The organism is Peribacillus frigoritolerans (genome assembly GCF_001636405.1).
In the GTDB taxonomy this organism is placed as follows: domain Bacteria; phylum Bacillota; class Bacilli; order Bacillales; family DSM-1321; genus Peribacillus; species Peribacillus frigoritolerans.
Genome location: NZ_KV440950.1, coordinates 2,418,210 through 2,435,414 on the forward strand (window position 1 = coordinate 2,418,210; position 17,205 = coordinate 2,435,414).

Annotated in this window: 16 protein-coding genes; 15 read left to right on the top strand and 1 reads right to left on the bottom strand. The window is 41.2% G+C overall.

From position 1 onward, the window contains the following. Positions 1-221: 221 nt before the first annotated feature. The 4 genes from A6755_RS11810 (at position 222) to A6755_RS27045 (ending at position 2,099) form a co-directional block, all read left to right on the top strand. Entirely contained in the window at positions 222-893 is a 672-nt protein-coding gene (locus A6755_RS11810; RefSeq protein WP_225988698.1) for a reverse transcriptase-like protein, read from the top strand. A 5-nt stretch (positions 894-898) separates the two neighbouring features. After that, entirely contained in the window at positions 899-1,084 is a 186-nt protein-coding gene (locus tag A6755_RS11815; RefSeq protein ID WP_063590737.1) for a zinc-finger domain-containing protein, read from the top strand. Positions 1,085-1,348: 264 nt separating this feature from the next. Continuing rightward, complete coding sequence (locus A6755_RS11825; RefSeq protein ID WP_063590739.1) at positions 1,349-1,894, top strand: HD-GYP domain-containing protein; 546 nt, start codon at positions 1,349-1,351, stop codon at positions 1,892-1,894. A 40-nt stretch (positions 1,895-1,934) separates the two neighbouring features. Then, entirely contained in the window at positions 1,935-2,099 is a 165-nt protein-coding gene (locus tag A6755_RS27045) for a hypothetical protein (RefSeq protein ID WP_174878710.1), read from the top strand. Between the two features lie 15 nt (positions 2,100-2,114). Here A6755_RS27045 and A6755_RS11835 read toward each other — a convergent pair whose 3' ends face one another. Further along, entirely contained in the window at positions 2,115-2,579 is a 465-nt protein-coding gene (locus A6755_RS11835; protein WP_034307840.1) for an RrF2 family transcriptional regulator, read from the bottom strand. A gap of 170 nt (positions 2,580-2,749) precedes the next feature. Between A6755_RS11835 and hmpA the strand changes: the two genes are divergently transcribed. The 11 genes from hmpA (at position 2,750) to A6755_RS11895 (ending at position 17,174) form a co-directional block, all read left to right on the top strand. Further along, positions 2,750-3,958 (top strand): NO-inducible flavohemoprotein, encoded by a 1,209-nt coding sequence (gene hmpA / locus A6755_RS11840; RefSeq protein ID WP_063590741.1) that lies wholly within the window; start codon positions 2,750-2,752, stop codon positions 3,956-3,958. 334 nt (positions 3,959-4,292) lie between these two features. Further along, positions 4,293-5,381 (top strand): glutamate 5-kinase, encoded by a 1,089-nt coding sequence (gene proB / locus A6755_RS11850; RefSeq protein ID WP_063590742.1) that lies wholly within the window; start codon positions 4,293-4,295, stop codon positions 5,379-5,381. A 35-nt stretch (positions 5,382-5,416) separates the two neighbouring features. Next, positions 5,417-6,664: a glutamate-5-semialdehyde dehydrogenase gene (locus A6755_RS11855; protein WP_063592517.1), complete on the top strand. Its 1,248-nt coding sequence runs from the start codon at positions 5,417-5,419 to the stop codon at positions 6,662-6,664. An 80-nt stretch (positions 6,665-6,744) separates the two neighbouring features. After that, positions 6,745-7,179, top strand: a complete 435-nt coding sequence (locus A6755_RS11860; RefSeq protein ID WP_063590743.1) for a general stress protein — start codon at positions 6,745-6,747, stop codon at positions 7,177-7,179. A gap of 659 nt (positions 7,180-7,838) precedes the next feature. Continuing rightward, a complete protein-coding gene (locus A6755_RS11865) occupies positions 7,839-9,773 on the top strand; it encodes a sigma 54-interacting transcriptional regulator (RefSeq protein ID WP_063590744.1) in 1,935 nt (644 codons plus the stop codon). 188 nt (positions 9,774-9,961) lie between these two features. Beyond that, on the top strand, positions 9,962-10,936 hold the full coding sequence (locus A6755_RS11870) for a hydroxyacid dehydrogenase (protein ID WP_063590745.1): 975 nt from the start codon (positions 9,962-9,964) through the stop codon (positions 10,934-10,936). A gap of 86 nt (positions 10,937-11,022) precedes the next feature. After that, a complete protein-coding gene (locus tag A6755_RS11875) occupies positions 11,023-11,214 on the top strand; it encodes a DUF3311 domain-containing protein (RefSeq protein WP_034307824.1) in 192 nt (63 codons plus the stop codon). Next, positions 11,214-12,710 carry a sodium:solute symporter family protein gene (locus A6755_RS11880; RefSeq protein ID WP_063590746.1) on the top strand — a complete coding sequence of 499 codons (1,497 nt, stop codon included), beginning with the start codon at positions 11,214-11,216 and terminating at the stop codon, positions 12,708-12,710. Before A6755_RS11875 ends, A6755_RS11880 begins: the two co-directional genes overlap by 1 nt. A gap of 79 nt (positions 12,711-12,789) precedes the next feature. Beyond that, positions 12,790-14,454 (top strand): thiamine pyrophosphate-dependent enzyme, encoded by a 1,665-nt coding sequence (locus A6755_RS11885; protein WP_063590747.1) that lies wholly within the window; start codon positions 12,790-12,792, stop codon positions 14,452-14,454. 53 nt (positions 14,455-14,507) lie between these two features. Further along, a complete protein-coding gene (locus A6755_RS11890; protein WP_063590748.1) occupies positions 14,508-15,689 on the top strand; it encodes a Glu/Leu/Phe/Val family dehydrogenase in 1,182 nt (393 codons plus the stop codon). A gap of 54 nt (positions 15,690-15,743) precedes the next feature. Then, positions 15,744-17,174 carry an amino acid permease gene (locus A6755_RS11895; protein ID WP_063590749.1) on the top strand — a complete coding sequence of 477 codons (1,431 nt, stop codon included), beginning with the start codon at positions 15,744-15,746 and terminating at the stop codon, positions 17,172-17,174. The last annotated feature ends 31 nt before the right edge of the window (positions 17,175-17,205 follow it).

Consider the following 17,205-nt stretch of genomic DNA (forward strand, 5'->3'; position numbering starts at 1 on the left):
GATGTGCTCCTCCTCGAGTTTAACTGTTAAAATGTTCGATATAATAACGTTTCATGTAAAATTAAGATTGAAACATGAGAATTTCAGGCTGATATGGGAACTATAATTAAAAAGAGTGATTAAAATGCTTACAATATATTATAAAGGGTATGACGAAAAAAAGGTATGAAAATTGTAAGCTGTTCTGCATGAATCGTGAATGGATAAGGAGCTGGAAATCTTTGAAGGTAATTATGCAATGGACATATCAAGCTTCAAAAAAACCATCTGCCGATTTCGTTTCGGATTGGCTTGATGCCGGGACTGCACTGGTCATTACGGAAGATCTTGAAAAGGCAGGAAGGCTGAAAGAAGTGGAATTCAAGGATGAATTCGATACAACATGGACCAAGAAGGAGTTAAAGAAACTCCTGACGGAAATTGAGGAAGAACCGCAGGATGTGACGGTCTTCTTTGATGGAGGTTTTCAAAAAGATGAAAAGGTGGCAGGAATTGGTGTTGCCATTTATTATCGTCAAGGAAAGAAGTTCTTGCGGTTACGCACCAACGTGAAATTGGAGCAATTCGAATCCAATAATGAAGCTGAATATGCGGCTTTTCATGAAGCGGTCAGGCAGATGGACGAACTTGGAATCCACCATCAAAGCTGTGTCTTTAAAGGTGATTCTCTCGTCGTCTTAAATCAACTTTCCGGTGAATGGCCTTGTATGGAAGAAAACTTAAATAAATGGCTGGACCGCATTGAAGCGAAACTGGATAAATTAAAGATCATTCCTGTCTGCAAGCCGATTTCTCGAAAGGAAAACCAGGAAGCCGATCGCCTGGCCACACTTGCACTGCAGGGAAAGGCCATTTTCAGTAAAATAGAAATTGCTGGGTCAAAGGAGCCATAACAACAATGAACAGGAAAAAAATATATGAAGAAGTGGAAGATGTTCTCGCTTCATTTTGCCAAGATTGTTTCTTAAGAAAGCATTTTCGAAAAGAGAAGGGGCGTACGTATGCCCATCAGTTCTGTATTTCAGAATGCACGGTTGGTGAAAAACTAAAACAGCTTGGCAATGAACTTAATGACCGAACTTAATTGCTTTCATTAAGACACAAGGAAATGAAGGATATGGTATTGTAGGTAAGAAAATGGAAGATGGAAGCATGTGAAACAGCCTTTTACCATACCCCAAATTGATTTGCATAAGGAAAGAATTGAAAAAAGATGCATTTGCTTTAAGGGTAGATCATGCGAACCTAACGTAAATATTCAGGATAGAATCAACGAAGCTTCTCTTCAATTGAAAAACATCTTTCAAGATATACGTAAAGAAGAAAAATACAGCTTGAAAAGATTGTATTGATTAAAGCAAAAGATGCACCTGTCATTGCAGAAGCTGCAATGAATCCTGATATTTATTCCCTTTTCGATGAGCCGCATGCAGATAACGAGTACACGTATCCGCATAATATCGGTGTCGGGATAATCGCCACTTATCTAGGGATGAAGCTTGGATTATCCAAAGAAAAACTTTCAGCCCTGACTTTGGCAGCCATGCTGCATGACATGGGGAAAACAAGGATTTCGGATAATATAGTGGAAAAACCGGGTAAACCTAATGAGGCAGAATATGAAGATATGAAACGCCATGCCATTTATGGATATGAATTACTTAAAAATATCCCTGGAATCCCACCATCGATTGCATTAACAGCCCTCCAGCACCATGAACGGGAAGATGGGCAAGGCTATCCTCTAGGGCTGAGTGGAAAGGATATCCATCTTCATGCGGAAATCTTCGCTATAGCCGACGTATTCCAAGCGATGTCATCAAATCGTGTATATCATCAGGCAATGCCGTTTTATAAGGTGATTGAGCAAATGAACAGGGAATATGTTCAGTAAATTCAATCCTGAGATCCTAATGGAGCTTGAAAGCCGATTTATGTCCACGTTGGTAGGAAAAGAAGTCATGCTTACCAATGGACGATTCGGGACGATCATCATGATGGATCCATATAATCCCCTTAAAGCTTTGTTGAAAACCGGTACAGAGATCATAGATTTGCGAATGGAAAAAGAATGGCAAATCGAACGAATCATCGGTTAATGGAAAAAAGCCCGATTATAAAAAATCGGGCTCTTCGTCATTCTGCTTTACCGAATCAAAATAGGTTTTGAGCATCACTTTATTTTCGCTGAAGTCTGCAATCGTATATTGATCAAGGACTTGAAGAAAAGCATCCAAGGCATTGTTAAGGACAAATTTCAATGAACATACGGGAGAAATCACACAGTTATCGTGATCTTTAAAACATTCCACTAGATAAAAATCTTCTTCGGTTCTCCGCACAAGTTCCCCTACATTTATTTCAGCGGGTGATTTTGCAAGCCGGAAACCGCCATTTCTTCCACGTATCGTCTCAATATAGCCTAATTTACCTAGATTATGAACAATTTTCATCAAATGATTTTTAGACAGTTGATATACTTCAGAAATCTCTTTGATATTTGATAATTTGCTGTGGTCGTGGGTAGCCAGGTAAATCAACACTCTAAGTGAGTAATCGGAATAACTCGTCAACCTCATGTTTATCGCCTCACATTCTATCCCCATTTGACTATATCATAAATGTGAACATTTTATAAACATGAAAACTTATTATCTGAAAAGATGTATAAATAATATTGCTTTTAATGCATTTAAGTTCTAATATAAACATGTATTCAAAATACTTGTTTATGAAAAGGGGTTTACCTATGCTATCCCAGAAAACTATCGATATTATAAAATCAACCGTACCTGTATTAGAAGTGCATGGTACAACTATCACAACTGTATTCTATAAAAATCTTTTCGAAGCACATCCTGAATTATTAAATGTTTTCAATCATGCCAATCAAAAAAAGGGGCGCCAGCAAACTGCACTTGCCAACACGGTATTGGCAGCAGCTAAATATATAGATCAACTTGAAACGATTTTACCTGCCGTGAAGCAAATAGCACAAAAACATAGAAGCCTTGCCGTCAAAGCCGAACATTATCCAATTGTTGGAGAACACCTATTAGGCGCAATCAAAGAAGTGTTACAAGATTCGGCTACAGAAGAAATCCTTCAAGCTTGGGGGGAGGCGTACGGAGTCATTGCGGATGTTTTCATTAGCATCGAAAAGGAAATGTACGACGAAGCTTCCAATCAGGTCGGCGGATGGTCTGATTTCAAACGATTCACAGTGGTGGAAAAAGTACGGGAAAGTGACGTAATCACATCCTTTTATCTAAAGCCATCAGATGGAAATCAGGTTCCGGCATTTCTTCCGGGACAATATATTACCGTTCGGATCGAGATACCGGGTGAATCTCATTTATTCAACCGTCAGTATAGTTTATCTGATGTTCCGGGAAAAGATTATTTCCGTATTTCCGTTAAAAAAGAAAAGCCGGGAACCTCTCCTGATGGAAGGGTCTCTAACTACTTGCATGAATCCATTCAGATGGGTGACAGTATTGACGTAACGGCTCCTGCAGGTGATTTCACCATCGACTTGGATAAACGAACACCGGCAGTATTCTTGAGCGGAGGCGTTGGCATAACGCCTTTCATGAGCATGGTACATGCGGTAGCTGAACAGACACCTGAGCGTGATGTACAATTCATTCATGCAACCGATAATGGCCATTTACAGCCGTTCAGAATGGAACTGACAGAACTAGGACACAAACTTACCAACTATCAATTATCCTTTGTCTTTAAAAATCCGAGTGAGGATGATAAGAACCTGCCGGATTTTGCAAAGCAAGGGTATGTTGATAAGGAATTATTGAGCAGTATTGTTAAACCCGAGGCTGATTATTATGTGTGCGGCCCTGTGCCTTTCATGAAGGCCATAATCACTTACCTGAAAGAGCTTGGGGTAGATACGGATAAAATCCACTATGAATTCTTCGGCCCAGCCATGGCGCTATAAGGTTCATTCATCGAAGGAATGTTATTGACATCAAGAAGATAATTTTGCATACTATATTAAAACAATGAACGTTGAGAGAAGATTAGTATGCGAGAATCACTGTGACAGAGAGCGGCGTCAATTGCTGGAAGGCCCGCGACAGGAATGCGCTGAACCTGCTTCTTGAGTCCTATGCAAAACATAGGCGCAAATCCTGGCGTTATCAGGCAAAGTGGAATGCATGAATTTGCATTCAATGAAGGTGGTACCACGGAGAGCAGCCCTTTTCGTCCTTATTTCGAGGATGAAAAGGGCTTTTTTTCATGTCTTAGATATTTATTGGAGGAAGTAATCGATGGAAAAGAAACGCATCGTTGTAAAGATAGGAAGTAGTTCTTTGACCAACACACAAGGTGAAATCGACCAGAATAAATTTTCCGATCATATCCAGGCAGTGGCAGCTTTAAGGAAAGCCGGACATGAAGTTGTCCTTGTTTCATCAGGTGCTGTAGCGACAGGTTTTCGCAAGCTTGGCTACCCTACGCGACCTGTCACTCTCAAAGGAAAACAAGCTGCTGCAGCTGTAGGTCAAAGCCTATTGATTCAATCGTATATGGAACAATTGGGACATTTTGGAATCGTTCCGGCGCAGATTTTATTAACAAGGAAAGATTTCTCGAAAAAAGATCGATATAAAAATGCATATGCCACATTGATGGAATTGCTTGAACGAGGCATCCTTCCGATCATAAATGAAAATGATACAGTATCGGTCGAGGAGTTGACTTTTGGTGATAATGATATGCTATCCGCCTTAGTAAGCGGCCTGGTCCACGCGTCCAACTTGATCATATTAACGGACATTAATGGGCTTTATGATTCCAATCCACAGACAAATCCAGGGGCTAAACGATTTGATAAGCTATCCGAAATAACGGATGATTTATTGCAAATGGCAGAAGGTGCAGGTTCCAATGTCGGAACCGGTGGGATGAAATCGAAGCTGATTGCAGCGCAAACTGCATTGTCTCTGGGGGTGAAAGTATTCATCGGTTCTGGTTTGGGGAGTGATAAACTTCTAACAATCCTTGAAGGCAATGGTGATGGCACGTATATTGGGAATGATCTCTTGACGACGGTAACGAAAAACAAACAATGGATATCCCTTCATTCAAAAGTATCCGGGAAAATTTTCGTTGATGAAGGTGCCGAAAGGGCCTTAGTTTCAAATGGCAGCAGTCTGCTGCCAGCTGGAATTTATGAAATTAAAGGAGCCTTCAATAAGGGTGATGTTGTCGAAGTCTTTGGTGCAAATGGGTTATTAGGGCGGGGTGAGGTCCTTTATTCCGACGAAGAATTAAAACAGGCGATGGGAAAGAGGACATCCGAGCTTATAATCACTTCCATAGAAGTGATCCATCGCGATAAATGGGTGAAAGCATAAAAAATCAATTTCAAGAAAAAAGGGGGCATTTGGAAATGAATGAAGTGACGGCGAAAGGAAAGGCAGCAAAAAAAGCCAGTTATCAGCTAATCGGATTGAGTACGGAAAAGAAGAATGAGGCTCTTGGGAAAATTGCGAAACAACTTATTATCGATAAAGATTTTTTGATAAAGGAAAACCAAAAGGATCTGGAAGATGGCAGGAAAAAAGGTCTCAGCGAGTCTATATTAGATCGAATTATGTTGAATGGTAACCGTATTGATGACATGGCAGCGGCCATTATGCTTTTAATCGATTTAAATGATCCGATTGGGGAACGATTGGAAACGATCGAAAAAGAGAATGGTTTATTGATTAAAAAGCAACGGGTGCCTATCGGGGTAATCGGGATGATTTATGAAGCAAGGCCGAATGTGACCATCGATGCAGCTACATTATCCTTGAAAACGGGGAATGCTGTCATCTTAAGAGGCAGCTCGTCAGCCAAATACTCCAATATCGCACTAGTCTCTTCCATTCATAAAGCATTGGAGAATACGGAAATCCCTGTAGAAGCTGTTCAGTTGATCGAGGATACAAGTCGTGAAACCGCTAAGGAACTTTTTCATCTAAATGACTATTTAGATGTCTTGATTCCACGCGGCGGAAAGAACTTAATTGAAACGGTGATTAAGGAGTCCACTGTCCCCGTCCTTGAAACAGGAGCAGGCAATTGCCATATCTTCATCGATCAGACCGCAGATATCACGATGGTCGAAAAAATTGTCTTAAATGGTAAAACTCAGCGACCATCCGTATGTAATGCCATTGAAGGGCTTCTGATCCATGAAAAATGGTTTGAAGAAAATGGAGTGCGTATTCTGGAACTCCTGGACGAAAAGGGTATTGAATTATATGGAGATGAAGCGGTTTGCAGCTCCTTTCCGAGAGCGAAAACGGCTACGGAGGAAGATTGGTCAACTGAGTACCTGGCTTTAAAACTCAGCGTGAAAACTGTAAAAGGTGTATCCGATGCCATTGATCACATAAACCGATACGGTTCCAAGCATTCTGAAGCAATCCTAACGAGGGATGAACAAAATGCTTACGCATTTTTGAATAAAGTGGATGCCGCAGCCGTTTATCACAATGCTTCCACCCGTTTTACCGACGGCTTTGAATTCGGTTATGGCGCAGAAATCGGCATTTCCACTCAAAAGCTGCATGCACGCGGACCAATGGGGTTACCTGCCTTAACATCAAGCAAGTACTTCATATACGGCCAGGGGCAAATCCGGAAATGAAATTCATCTCTTTCATGGAAGGTTATTAAAGCTCAATTAAGGGTATTGTACAATACATTACTTTTAAAGGAGCAGATACCATGGACAAGAGGTTTATAGCAATATATGATAATGAAAATGAAGCGACTTCAGCAGTCAAAAATTTAAAGGAACAAGGATATACATCCGATCAAATATCAGTAGTGGCAAAAAACATCGATAAATTACCAACTGAAGCAGAGGAAGTCAGCCCGGCAAAAACTGATGGATTAGTAGCCGGGGCAGCAGCCGGCGGAGCTGTCGGATTGACAGGCCTGCTTATTGGAATGAGTGCATTGGCCGTACCAGGAATTGGTCCGATATTGGCAGCGGGGCCGATTTTCACCACATTTGGCGGAGCTGCAGCCGGGGCTGCATCGGGAGCAGGCGGATTGAGAAAGCCATTAATGGACATTGGACTGGAGGAAGCCGAAGCCGATCAATATCTAGAGGATATTAAGGCAGGGAAAATCCTTGTCATCGCCGATCCTTTTTAAGTTCGTAAGTAAAACCACCATGAATGAACAGACTTATGATGTTTGAGAACTAAACGCCATAAAAACTCAAAATTAAACAGCTCTTATTTATTGATAAACACCCCGTTCAGGATTCTTGAACGGGGTTAATCTGTTTGTAGGCTAATTTTATTGTCACCAACGATAAAATCAAAAGGAATTCCACATTTGTATGAAGAATAAAAGGAATATAGTCCTGTTAGCGTGAAAGGAAGGGGAATTATGGAAAATAACGTAGATGGAAGCCGCTTTAAGAAATTAAGAGGCATGATGAATTTCACCATAAGGATCATTATGATGATGTTGATGTTAAAAATCGTTCTCTAGTAATGAAAAGTAAGTTTAAATGAGATGAGTTGAATGTCCATTCTTTTTGTAATAATTAATATCAATCGGAATCCTTAAAAACCCAGGATAACAGGGTTTTTTATTTTTCATAATGAAAAATCTTAATAAAATGCAGAAATAATCTCAAGCGTACTTATGGCCATTAGTTTTCTTATCGCGGCTTTAAATGAAACTTTTGCGGCGTATTAGCTACCTTTATTATATCTCGTCCTTATTTGACCTGGGCTAGAATAACAGGCTGCCAGAGCTTACATCCAATAAGCCAAATTGATTTTACGCTGGAGGTGGGTATTTTGATAAAAATAAAACTCGTTGTTCCCCGAAAAGGGTATATTACGGATGCTTTTGAAAGATTTGAGGAGTTCAACAAGTTGGAAGAATCGGAAAACGGTGGTAATGTTTCAGTGAAGTTTGTTTTAGAGGAAGTAGTAGAGGATGCCGATAAGATTGGGAAGTTGAAGCTTGATGCCGATGTAATCATCTCAAGGGGATTAATCACGAAACTATTAAAAGAATGCAATGAATCCATTCCTATCGTTGATATACCTGTGCAGGGCATTGACCTCATTCGTTCCCTGCATGATTGCAAGGCACGTTTCGGCAGTAAAAAAGTGGCCGTCATAGGGGCTTTGAATATGATTTATGGTGTGGAAAACCTTTCGGATATCGTTGATTTGCCAATTCAGTCCTATATATTAAATGATATCGAGTCCTCAGTCAGTTTAGTGGATTTAGCCGCAAGAGATGGCTGTGAGGTTGTGTTAAGTGGGTTAAGTACCTGTAAATATGCTGAAGAGATAGGGCTGGGGGCCATTCTGGTTGATACTGGAAAGGAATCATTTCGGCAGGCGTTGATTGAGGCGAAAAGGGTAGCTCTTGTCAGCAGAAGGGAACAGGAGAAGACCAAGCGTTACCAAACGATTCTTAATTATGCCTATGAAGGGGTTATTGCTATAGATTTAAAGGGACAAATATCCGTATTTAATACGGCGGCTCAGGAGATTTTGTCCATTGCCAAGGGGAGCTTAATTGGAAATTCCATATACGATATAATAAAGCCCGGGAAATTTCGTAATATGCTTTTAAACGACGATGAATACGAAAAAGATACGGTTGCTTACCAATCCATTCAAATATCGGTAAAAAAAGTCGGGATATTTTTAAAAGGTAAAAAAGTGGGGGATATGGTCGCCTTTCAAGATGTTACCCGCATTCAGGAGATGGAAGGGAAGTTCTTTAGAAAGCTTCATTCACGCGGACATGTGGCGAAGTACACATTTGATGATATATTGTATCGGAGTTCGGAAATCAAGAGGACGATTGAAACGGCTCAACGTTATAGTGAAGTAGATTCAAACATTCTTATAATTGGAGAAACTGGAACGGGCAAGGAAATATTCGCCCAAAGCATACATAATCATAGCAACCGGAAAAATAACCCATTTGTAGCCATTAATTGCGCAGCCCTTCCCGAAAATCTATTGGAAAGTGAGCTTTTCGGATATGCAGAAGGAGCTTTCACGGGAGCCATGAAAGGCGGAAAGCAAGGATTTTTTGAACTGGCCCATAGAGGTACGATTTTTTTGGATGAAATAGGAGAAATCTCCCCAAAAATGCAAAGCCGGCTGCTGCGTGTCCTGCAGGAGCGTGAAATCATGCGCATCGGTGATGATAAAGTAATCCCGGTTGATGTGAGAATAGTGTCGGCAACGAACAAAGACCTCATGCAAATGGTAAAGAGTAATGAGTTTCGGGAGGATCTGTATTATCGCTTGAGTGTGCTGGACCTTGTATTGCCTCCGCTTCGGGAACGCAGAGAAGATATTCCGTTATTGGTGAATGCCTTTATTCGGAAAGGTCATTCGGATCAGAAACAAATCAAAATTTCGGAAACTGCCATGAAAAGGCTGAGTGAAGGGAATTGGGAAGGGAATATTCGCCAATTGCAAAATTTTTGTGAGCGATTATGCGCTCTTTATAAGAACAAGATAATTGATGTGTACGATATCGAAATGTATTTTCCGAATAAAAGTAATAAGAAAATACTTCTTTCGGAACAAAACGAAGAGATGGATATAACACCTGGGATACATTTATCCGAGCGTGAAAGAATTGTTCAAACGTTAATCAAGGTGAATTTTAACAAAGGAAAAGCTGCTTTTGAGTTAGGGATGAGTCGGACGACTTTATGGAGAAAGATGAAAAATTTGAATATCGAAACAAATTGAAACGTAATGAAACAAATTAATTCATTATGAAACAATTTGTTTACTTTATTTATCTCTTACTTTGAGAACGAATTGGCTTCTTTCTTGAATAAACAGATGTTTTTTATGTTGGCACAATAATTGTATATAAACAATGTAGTAGGAAAGGTTTTTCCTTCAAGGTTAACATGAAAGGTTGGTGGGAATGTGTGAGTCATTTAGTGTATATTCCTCAAGATATTGAGAAAGAGGGGAAAAGTTATTTAGTAGAAAAAGGCTTTAAGATTAAAGTAGGGTCTGATTTGTCGCAAGAAATTCTTATGGAAGAAATCAAGGGTTGTGATGCAGTACTAACGAGATCAACCGCTGTAATAAATAGAGAAGTTATTACAGCAGCTGAAAACCTCAAAGTAATAGCTAAGTATGGAGTGGGCTTGGACAATATCGATATCGAAGCCGCCACAGAGCGTGGCATATATGTAACAAATACCCCAGAGGCGAATGCGAATTCTGTAGCGGAACATGTAATGGCATTAATTTTATCATTGTCCAAAAACTTAAGCTTAGCTGATAAAGAGCTGCGCAGCGGGAATTTTGCTATCCGTAATCAACTTTTTGGCATGGACTTGGAAGGCAAGACTTTGGGGATTATCGGACTGGGGAGAATCGGTAGAATACTGGCAAAAAAGGCTTCCGAGGGCTTCGATATGAAAGTGATGGGCTACGACCCCTATGTTACAGCCAGCACGAATTCGGAGTTGGAGATAGCAACAGATTTAGAATGGGTATTCAGAAACGCCGATGTTATTAGTCTGCACCTGCCGTTAACGAAAACAACAAAAGGAATAATAGGAAGCCGTGAGTTTTCCTGGATGAAAACTTCCGCCTTTTTTGTAAACGCTTCCAGGGGCGGTGTGGTGAAGGAAATTGATTTAGTAAACGCTTTGCAAGCAGGCGAGATTGCCGGTGCTGGAATAGACGTATTTGAAGTTGAACCTCCTGATAAATGGAATCCACTTTTTAAATTGGATAATGTGATTGTCAGTCCTCATAATGCCGCTTTGACGAAGGAAGGTTCCGTACGCATGGCTGTACATGCCGCCATGCAGGTGGAAAAAGTTCTTACTGGCGCGAAACCGAACTGGGCTGTAAATGAGCCCTTAACTAAAGGGATGTCAATGTAATAATACAATAATAATTATCTGTTTTTTCTGAAAAATGAGGTTTGGACAGTTCGAGTTGGGCATTTGTTGATAAGGGTGGTGAACAAATGAAGAAAATAATCTATGTGATAAGTGCAATACCGGCACTTGGCTCGCTAGTGGTTATTAATCGAATTGAACCTTATGTGTTAGGGATGCCATTTGTTCTTTTTTGGGCCATATTATGGGTCTGTCTTACATCAGTTTTTTTGATAATCGCTAATAAACTTGATCCTGCAACCGAGGAGGAAGAAGACTGATGAATGAAGCCCTGCTTGTTATCCTTTTCTTTCTGGTTTTGTGTATTTGGTTAGGGCTTCAAGCTCGAAAAGGTAAAAATATGAGTTTGGAACAATGGGCCATTGGCGGAAGAGGCTTCGGCAGCTTTTTGCTCTTCTTCTTGATAGCAGGTGAAATGTTTACGACATATACGTTTTTGGGGGCAAGCGGCGGAGCTTATCGATCTGGTATGCCTCCTGCCTTATACGCTTTCAATTGCTTCTATTTTGTAATCGCCTATTGGCTGTTACCGCCTATTTGGAGGTATGCCAAAAAAAATAATGTCATTTCTCAATCTGATTTTTATGACAAAAAGTACAACAGTCCTGCTCTAGGTGTCCTTGTGGCGGTAATTAGCGTCATTTCAATTATTCCATATCTGATCATGCAGTTAAAAGGATTAGGTATTATCGTATCGGAAACCTCCTATGGGTCCATTCCTCCGAATGTGGCTATAGTTGTTGGGGTAATTGCGATCACAATTTATGTAACGGCTTCAGGGATGCATGGAGTGGCGTGGACCGCTGTCATTAAAGATATCATGATTCTGACTGTTGTCGTCTTTATGGGGATTTATTTTCCACTTCATTATTACGGTGGTATACAGCCGATGTTTGAAGCAATCGATACAGCAAAACAAGGATTTTTGATTTTCCCGGAACAAGGTTTGAGTATCTCTTGGTTCATATCGGCTACGATCATGACAGCACTTGCATTCTATATGTTTCCACATATGTTGGCGGGAGTGTTCTCTGCAAAAAGTCCGAAATCACTTCGTTGGAATGCTGGGGTTATGCCAATTTATCAAGTAATCATCATTTTTTCGTTATTTATTGGTTTTTCTGCGATTCTCCAAGTCCCGAATTTACAGGGAGCAGAAGCAGATTTAGCTTTATTTAAAATGGCGAAGATGTCATTTGATCCCTGGTTTGTCGGAGTTATTGGAGCATCAGGGGCAATGGCCGCCCTTATTCCCAGTTCACTCGTGTTGACGGCTACGGCTACGATACTTTCAAAAAATGTATATAAGGTATGGAAGCCGAATACATCGGATGACCAGCTACAAAGATTGAGCAGGATGTTAGTACCAGTCATTTCTATAGTGACTCTATATTTTACGTTCAATGGCGGGGAGTCGATTTTTACGTTGTATCTTATGGCATATAGCTTCATGGCACAGTTGTTTCCAGCACTTTTTTTCAGTCTATGGAAAAATAATCCTGTCACGGTTCAAGGAGCATTTGCCGGAATGATCGTTGGAATTCTAATTGTTGTATACTCGACCACATCAGGTACAACACTTGCTACATTATTTCCATCTCTGCCGCAAGCAATACAAGATCTTGATGTAGGGTTAGCTGTATTATTCATCAACATCGCAGTAACTTTGGGAGTGAGTGCCGTTACAAGAAAAACTCCAATTGGGATGAAAGAAGATAATAAACAGGCTTCAGGAATGGAAAAGATTGTTAAATGACAGTGGGAATCAGTCCAATATTCATATAATCGTAGATTACTAGAATAAAAACACGTTTTCGAAAGCGGGAGGCTTGATTATGAAAGTCAGTGGAGGAAGAGCAGTAGTAGAAGTAATGGCTAAAGAAGGGGTGAAAAAAGCTTTTTGTGTACCAGGTGAAAGTTATCTTAGTGTAATGGATGCGCTGTACCAACATCCTGAAATAGAACTTATTTCCGCAAGGCATGAAGGAGGTGCCTCTTTTATGGCGGAAGGGTATGCCAAGGCTTCAGGAGAGGTGGGAGTCTGTATGGCAACGCGTGGAGTGGGTGCTACAAACTTAGCTATCGGCATTCATACTGCTTCTCAGGATTCAACCCCTTTGGTTGCGCTTATTGGCCAAGTCGAACGTCCTTTTAAAGAAAAGGAAGCATTCCAGGAAGTGAATTTGACGGGTTTTTTCAGTCATTTATGTAAATGGACGGTAGAGATCGATCGTGTGGAAAGAATCCCGGAATTATTGCAGCGGGCTTTCCATATTGCGAGATCGGGGCGTCCGGGCCCTGTATTAGTGGCTTTGCCGCATGACATGTTGGAAGACGAGGCAGAGTTGAACATAACCCCTTCATATCGCTCGCTTCCTCCTCAACCACATATGGAAGAAGTGATACAGGCGATGGATACGATACGAAACGCGGAGCGCCCCGTTTTGATTGCTGGCGGAGGTGTGATTCATGCTAAGGCCAACAGGTTGCTTGTACAGTTTGCGGAGGCAATGAAACTTCCTGTCATTACAGCTTTCCGTCGATTTGACGCGTTTCCGAACTCACATCCTTGCTATGCAGGATGGCTTGGATTTGGGACACCTCAATATTTACTTGATGCAATCCGGGATGCAGATGTAGTTTTGGCATTAGGGACACGATTCTCTCAAGTAGGAACACAAGATTACACCTTGCTTTCTAAAAATTCAAATCTGATCCATGTGGATATTTGTCCCGATATTTTTGGTAAAGTGTATGCTCCTTCTCTTGCCATTGAAGCGGATGTCAAGAGCTTTTTGGAACAAGCACTGCAAGCTTCAGAATCAGGATCTTTTATTTCGGGCGAAGATCATCTTAAAGAAATGCACGATAAATATATTGAATTTTCTGAACCAAAATCCGATTACACAGAAGATTTCGTTGATATGGACGGATTGATGCATGATCTGGCTGTCTGCCTGCCGAAGGATACCATCATTACAAATGATGCAGGCAACTTTTTTGGATGGCTATCAAGATATTATCGTTTTGAACAAGAAAACACATACGTGGGGCCAACGTCGGGTGCAATGGGATATGGACTGCCTGCTGCTATTGGGGCAAAACTGGCGCAGCCTCACAAACAGGTTGTTTCTATTTCAGGAGATGGAGGCTTCATGATGACTCTCCAAGAGATTGAAACCGCTGTAAGGTATAAAATTCCGACCATATCAATTGTTGTGAACAACAATATTTACGGAACAATCCGAGCACATCAAGAAAGGCATTTTCCAAACCGGGCGGTTGGAACCGACTTATCCAATCCTGATTTTGCCGGATTGGCCCGCTTATTTGGGGCGCATGGTGAAAAGGTTGAAAAAAATATTGATTTTGCACCAGCGCTGCAAAGGGCGATTGCTTCAGGGCTGCCGGCTGTAATAGAAGTAGCAGTCAATCCAAAGATTCTATCTGTAGGCCAGGACAAGAAGGAAGTAAACGAAAAGCTAGTGTCTAACAATTAACATTGGAAGTTAGCGGGACCCAAAAAAAAAGGCATACAAGGGAGGTATCATAGTTGTTAAAGCCATATATAGTTGTTGAATGGAATGATACGGAAACAGATGCTAAAGGCTGGCTGGTCGTCCATAACTTTGTAAAAGGATACACAGGCGGCGGTACAAGAATGCACCCAACTGTTACAAGAGAAGAGGTAGAAAGGCTGGCCGAGGCGATGGCTTATAAGTATGTAGCCTGTGAGTCTGAGACGACTGGCGGTTGTAAAGCGGGCATTGCCTATGATTATAAAGCGCCAGACGCATATGCAGTGTTAAGAAGATTTCTGATTGCGATGATGCCTTATGTAGATATAGGGGTATCTTTAGGCAGTGATTTAGGCACCAAATATGAAGATGTGCTCAAAATATTTAATGAATTTGGTATCGATATCCCTCTAACGAAATCAATGAAACAGAATCCGAATGTTCTGCAAGGGATAAAAGACTTTGATGAACTGTTGACGACAAAAATCGACGGGTTGTTTTTAAACGATGTCGTAACAGGCTATGGTGTGGCATTTTCCGCAGATGAGGCATGGAAATTTAAAGGCGGAAAAGCCGGAGCGAGAGTCGTCATTCAAGGGTTCGGCTGTGTAGGGGCAAGCTGCGCATTGAAAATGACCCAGTTAGGTTATAAAGTTGTGGGAATTTCTGATGCAGCTCTTTTGGTAACGTGTGAAGAAGGATTGGATGTCCAAAAGCTTATTGATCATAAGAATATGTACGGGGAAATGGATAATGCCTTTTTTGAACCGCATTATGATGTAAGGCCAAACACGGAATGGCTCGACATAGATTGCGACATTTTAATTCCGTCCGCATTGGAGGATGTCATCCACATATCCAATGCCAAAAGCGTAAAAGCGAGCTTGATTGTGGAGGCGGCAAACATTCCCCTTTCTCCCGAGGGAGACGAGATCATAAGACAAAGAGGAATAGATGTTGTCAATGATTTCGTTGCCAACCTGGGGGCGATAAGATTTTATGATGCGGTTATTTTCGGACTAGTTAAACCAAATCCACAAGCTGTCGTTGATGATATTGAAAGACTATGCAGGAAAAATACGTATCACTTGTTTAAACAAGCTAAAAACGAAAATAAATATCAAAGAGAAGTAGCTTATGAAATATTTAAACCGACAATCAGCGACTTGCCGGAAAATGAAGAGCCATCCGAAGCGTTATCGGGGAACTCTCGTTAACTTGTGTTAACCATGAAAGTGTTCAGTTTATCAATCAGGAACGGGGGGGAATTCATGCAAACAGAAGATGAAAATCAGCCAAAAGAATTACAGCGTTCAATGAAGAGTAGACATTTATTCATGCTCTCCTTAGGTGGGGTAATTGGAACAGGTCTTTTCCTGGGATCAGGATATGCAATCGGTGAAGCTGGACCCTTAGGAGCGATTGTTGCCTATTTGGTCGGTGGTCTATTAATGTACTTGGCGATGATTTGTCTCGGTGAATTATCGGTAGTGATGCCGGTATCCGGTTCCTTTCAGGTCCATGCAACGAAATTTATTGGTCCCGCCACTGGATTTGTCATTGGCTGGATTTACTGGCTAAGCTGGGCTCTTTACGTAGGCCTGGAATTTGTAGCGGCCGGTTTGCTCATGACCAGATGGTTTCCCGATATACCAGTATGGATATGGTGTGTGATATTTACGATCCTTTTATTCACTATAAATGCATTGACTACGCGAAGTTTTGCAGAGACCGAGTATTGGTTCTCCGGGATTAAAGTGCTTGCCGTCATTCTCTTCATAATTATCGGTGCAGCAGCGATGTTTGGATTGATTCATATGGAGGATGCACAACCTGCCCCGTTCCTTTCCAATTTTATAGGAGATGGACTATTCCCTACAGGGTTGACGGGTGTTTTTATATCGATGATGACAGTCGTATATGCTTTCCAGGGATCGGAAATCATGGGTGTTGCAGCAGGAGAGACGGAAAATCCGCAAAAAAGCATTCCGAGAGCGATTCGAAACATCGTAATACGTGTGCTGCTTTTCTATGTACTGGCAATCTTTGTTCTATCGGCCATCGTTCCTTGGAAAGAAGTCGGTGTACTGGAAAGTCCATTTGTTACCGTGTTTGAAATGGTAGGCATTCCTTATGCAGCAGACATTATGAATTTCGTAATTTTGACGGCGGTCCTCTCTGTAGGAAACACGGGTCTGTTTGCTTGTACCAGGATCCTTTTCTCCCTTTCTCAAAACGGTATGGCACATTCTTCATTTGGAAAGCTCAATCGGCGCGGTGTACCTATGAACGCCTTACTAGTCACCATGGTCTTTGCCTTGCTGTCGCTGCTTACTAGTGTAGTAGCGGAAGAAACGTTATTCGTTGTGCTGCTTTCCATAAGCGGGGTTGGAGGGGTGCTTACTTGGATGGCGATTGCGTTCGCACAGTACAGATTCCGTAAGCAGTATATCAGAACAGGAGGAAAGGTTGAAAATCTGAAGTTTAGAGTACCTTTTTTCCCGTTTGCCCCAATTCTCTGCATCATTATGTGTCTAGGTATTTTCGTGTTTACCGCTTATGATCCGACACAGCGAACTTCGTTGTATTGGGGATTAGGTTTCGTCATTGCTTGCTATACTTTTTACTATTTTAGATATGCGCGAAGGAACGTCGAGGTGCCAGCCTTAACAAATGAACAGACCAATGATTTTATTCAATAGTGATTATTATATCCAAGATATAAGAAAACGG

Bases quoted from the DNA above. Each gene is read 5' to 3' on its own strand.
- A6755_RS11815 (WP_063590737.1), top strand. From the start codon at position 899: ATGAACAGGAAAAAAATATATGAAGAAGTGGAAGATGTTCTCGCTTCA.
- A6755_RS27045 (WP_174878710.1), top strand. From the start codon at position 1,935: ATGTCCACGTTGGTAGGAAAAGAAGTCATGCTTACCAATGGACGATTC.
- A6755_RS11835 (WP_034307840.1), bottom strand. From the start codon at position 2,579: ATGAGGTTGACGAGTTATTCCGATTACTCACTTAGAGTGTTGATTTAC.
- hmpA (WP_063590741.1), top strand. From the start codon at position 2,750: ATGCTATCCCAGAAAACTATCGATATTATAAAATCAACCGTACCTGTA.
- proB (WP_063590742.1), top strand. From the start codon at position 4,293: ATGGAAAAGAAACGCATCGTTGTAAAGATAGGAAGTAGTTCTTTGACC.
- A6755_RS11855 (WP_063592517.1), top strand. From the start codon at position 5,417: ATGAATGAAGTGACGGCGAAAGGAAAGGCAGCAAAAAAAGCCAGTTAT.
- A6755_RS11860 (WP_063590743.1), top strand. From the start codon at position 6,745: ATGGACAAGAGGTTTATAGCAATATATGATAATGAAAATGAAGCGACT.
- A6755_RS11875 (WP_034307824.1), top strand. From the start codon at position 11,023: ATGAAGAAAATAATCTATGTGATAAGTGCAATACCGGCACTTGGCTCG.
- A6755_RS11880 (WP_063590746.1), top strand. From the start codon at position 11,214: ATGAATGAAGCCCTGCTTGTTATCCTTTTCTTTCTGGTTTTGTGTATT.
- A6755_RS11885 (WP_063590747.1), top strand. From the start codon at position 12,790: ATGAAAGTCAGTGGAGGAAGAGCAGTAGTAGAAGTAATGGCTAAAGAA.
- A6755_RS11895 (WP_063590749.1), top strand. From the start codon at position 15,744: ATGCAAACAGAAGATGAAAATCAGCCAAAAGAATTACAGCGTTCAATG.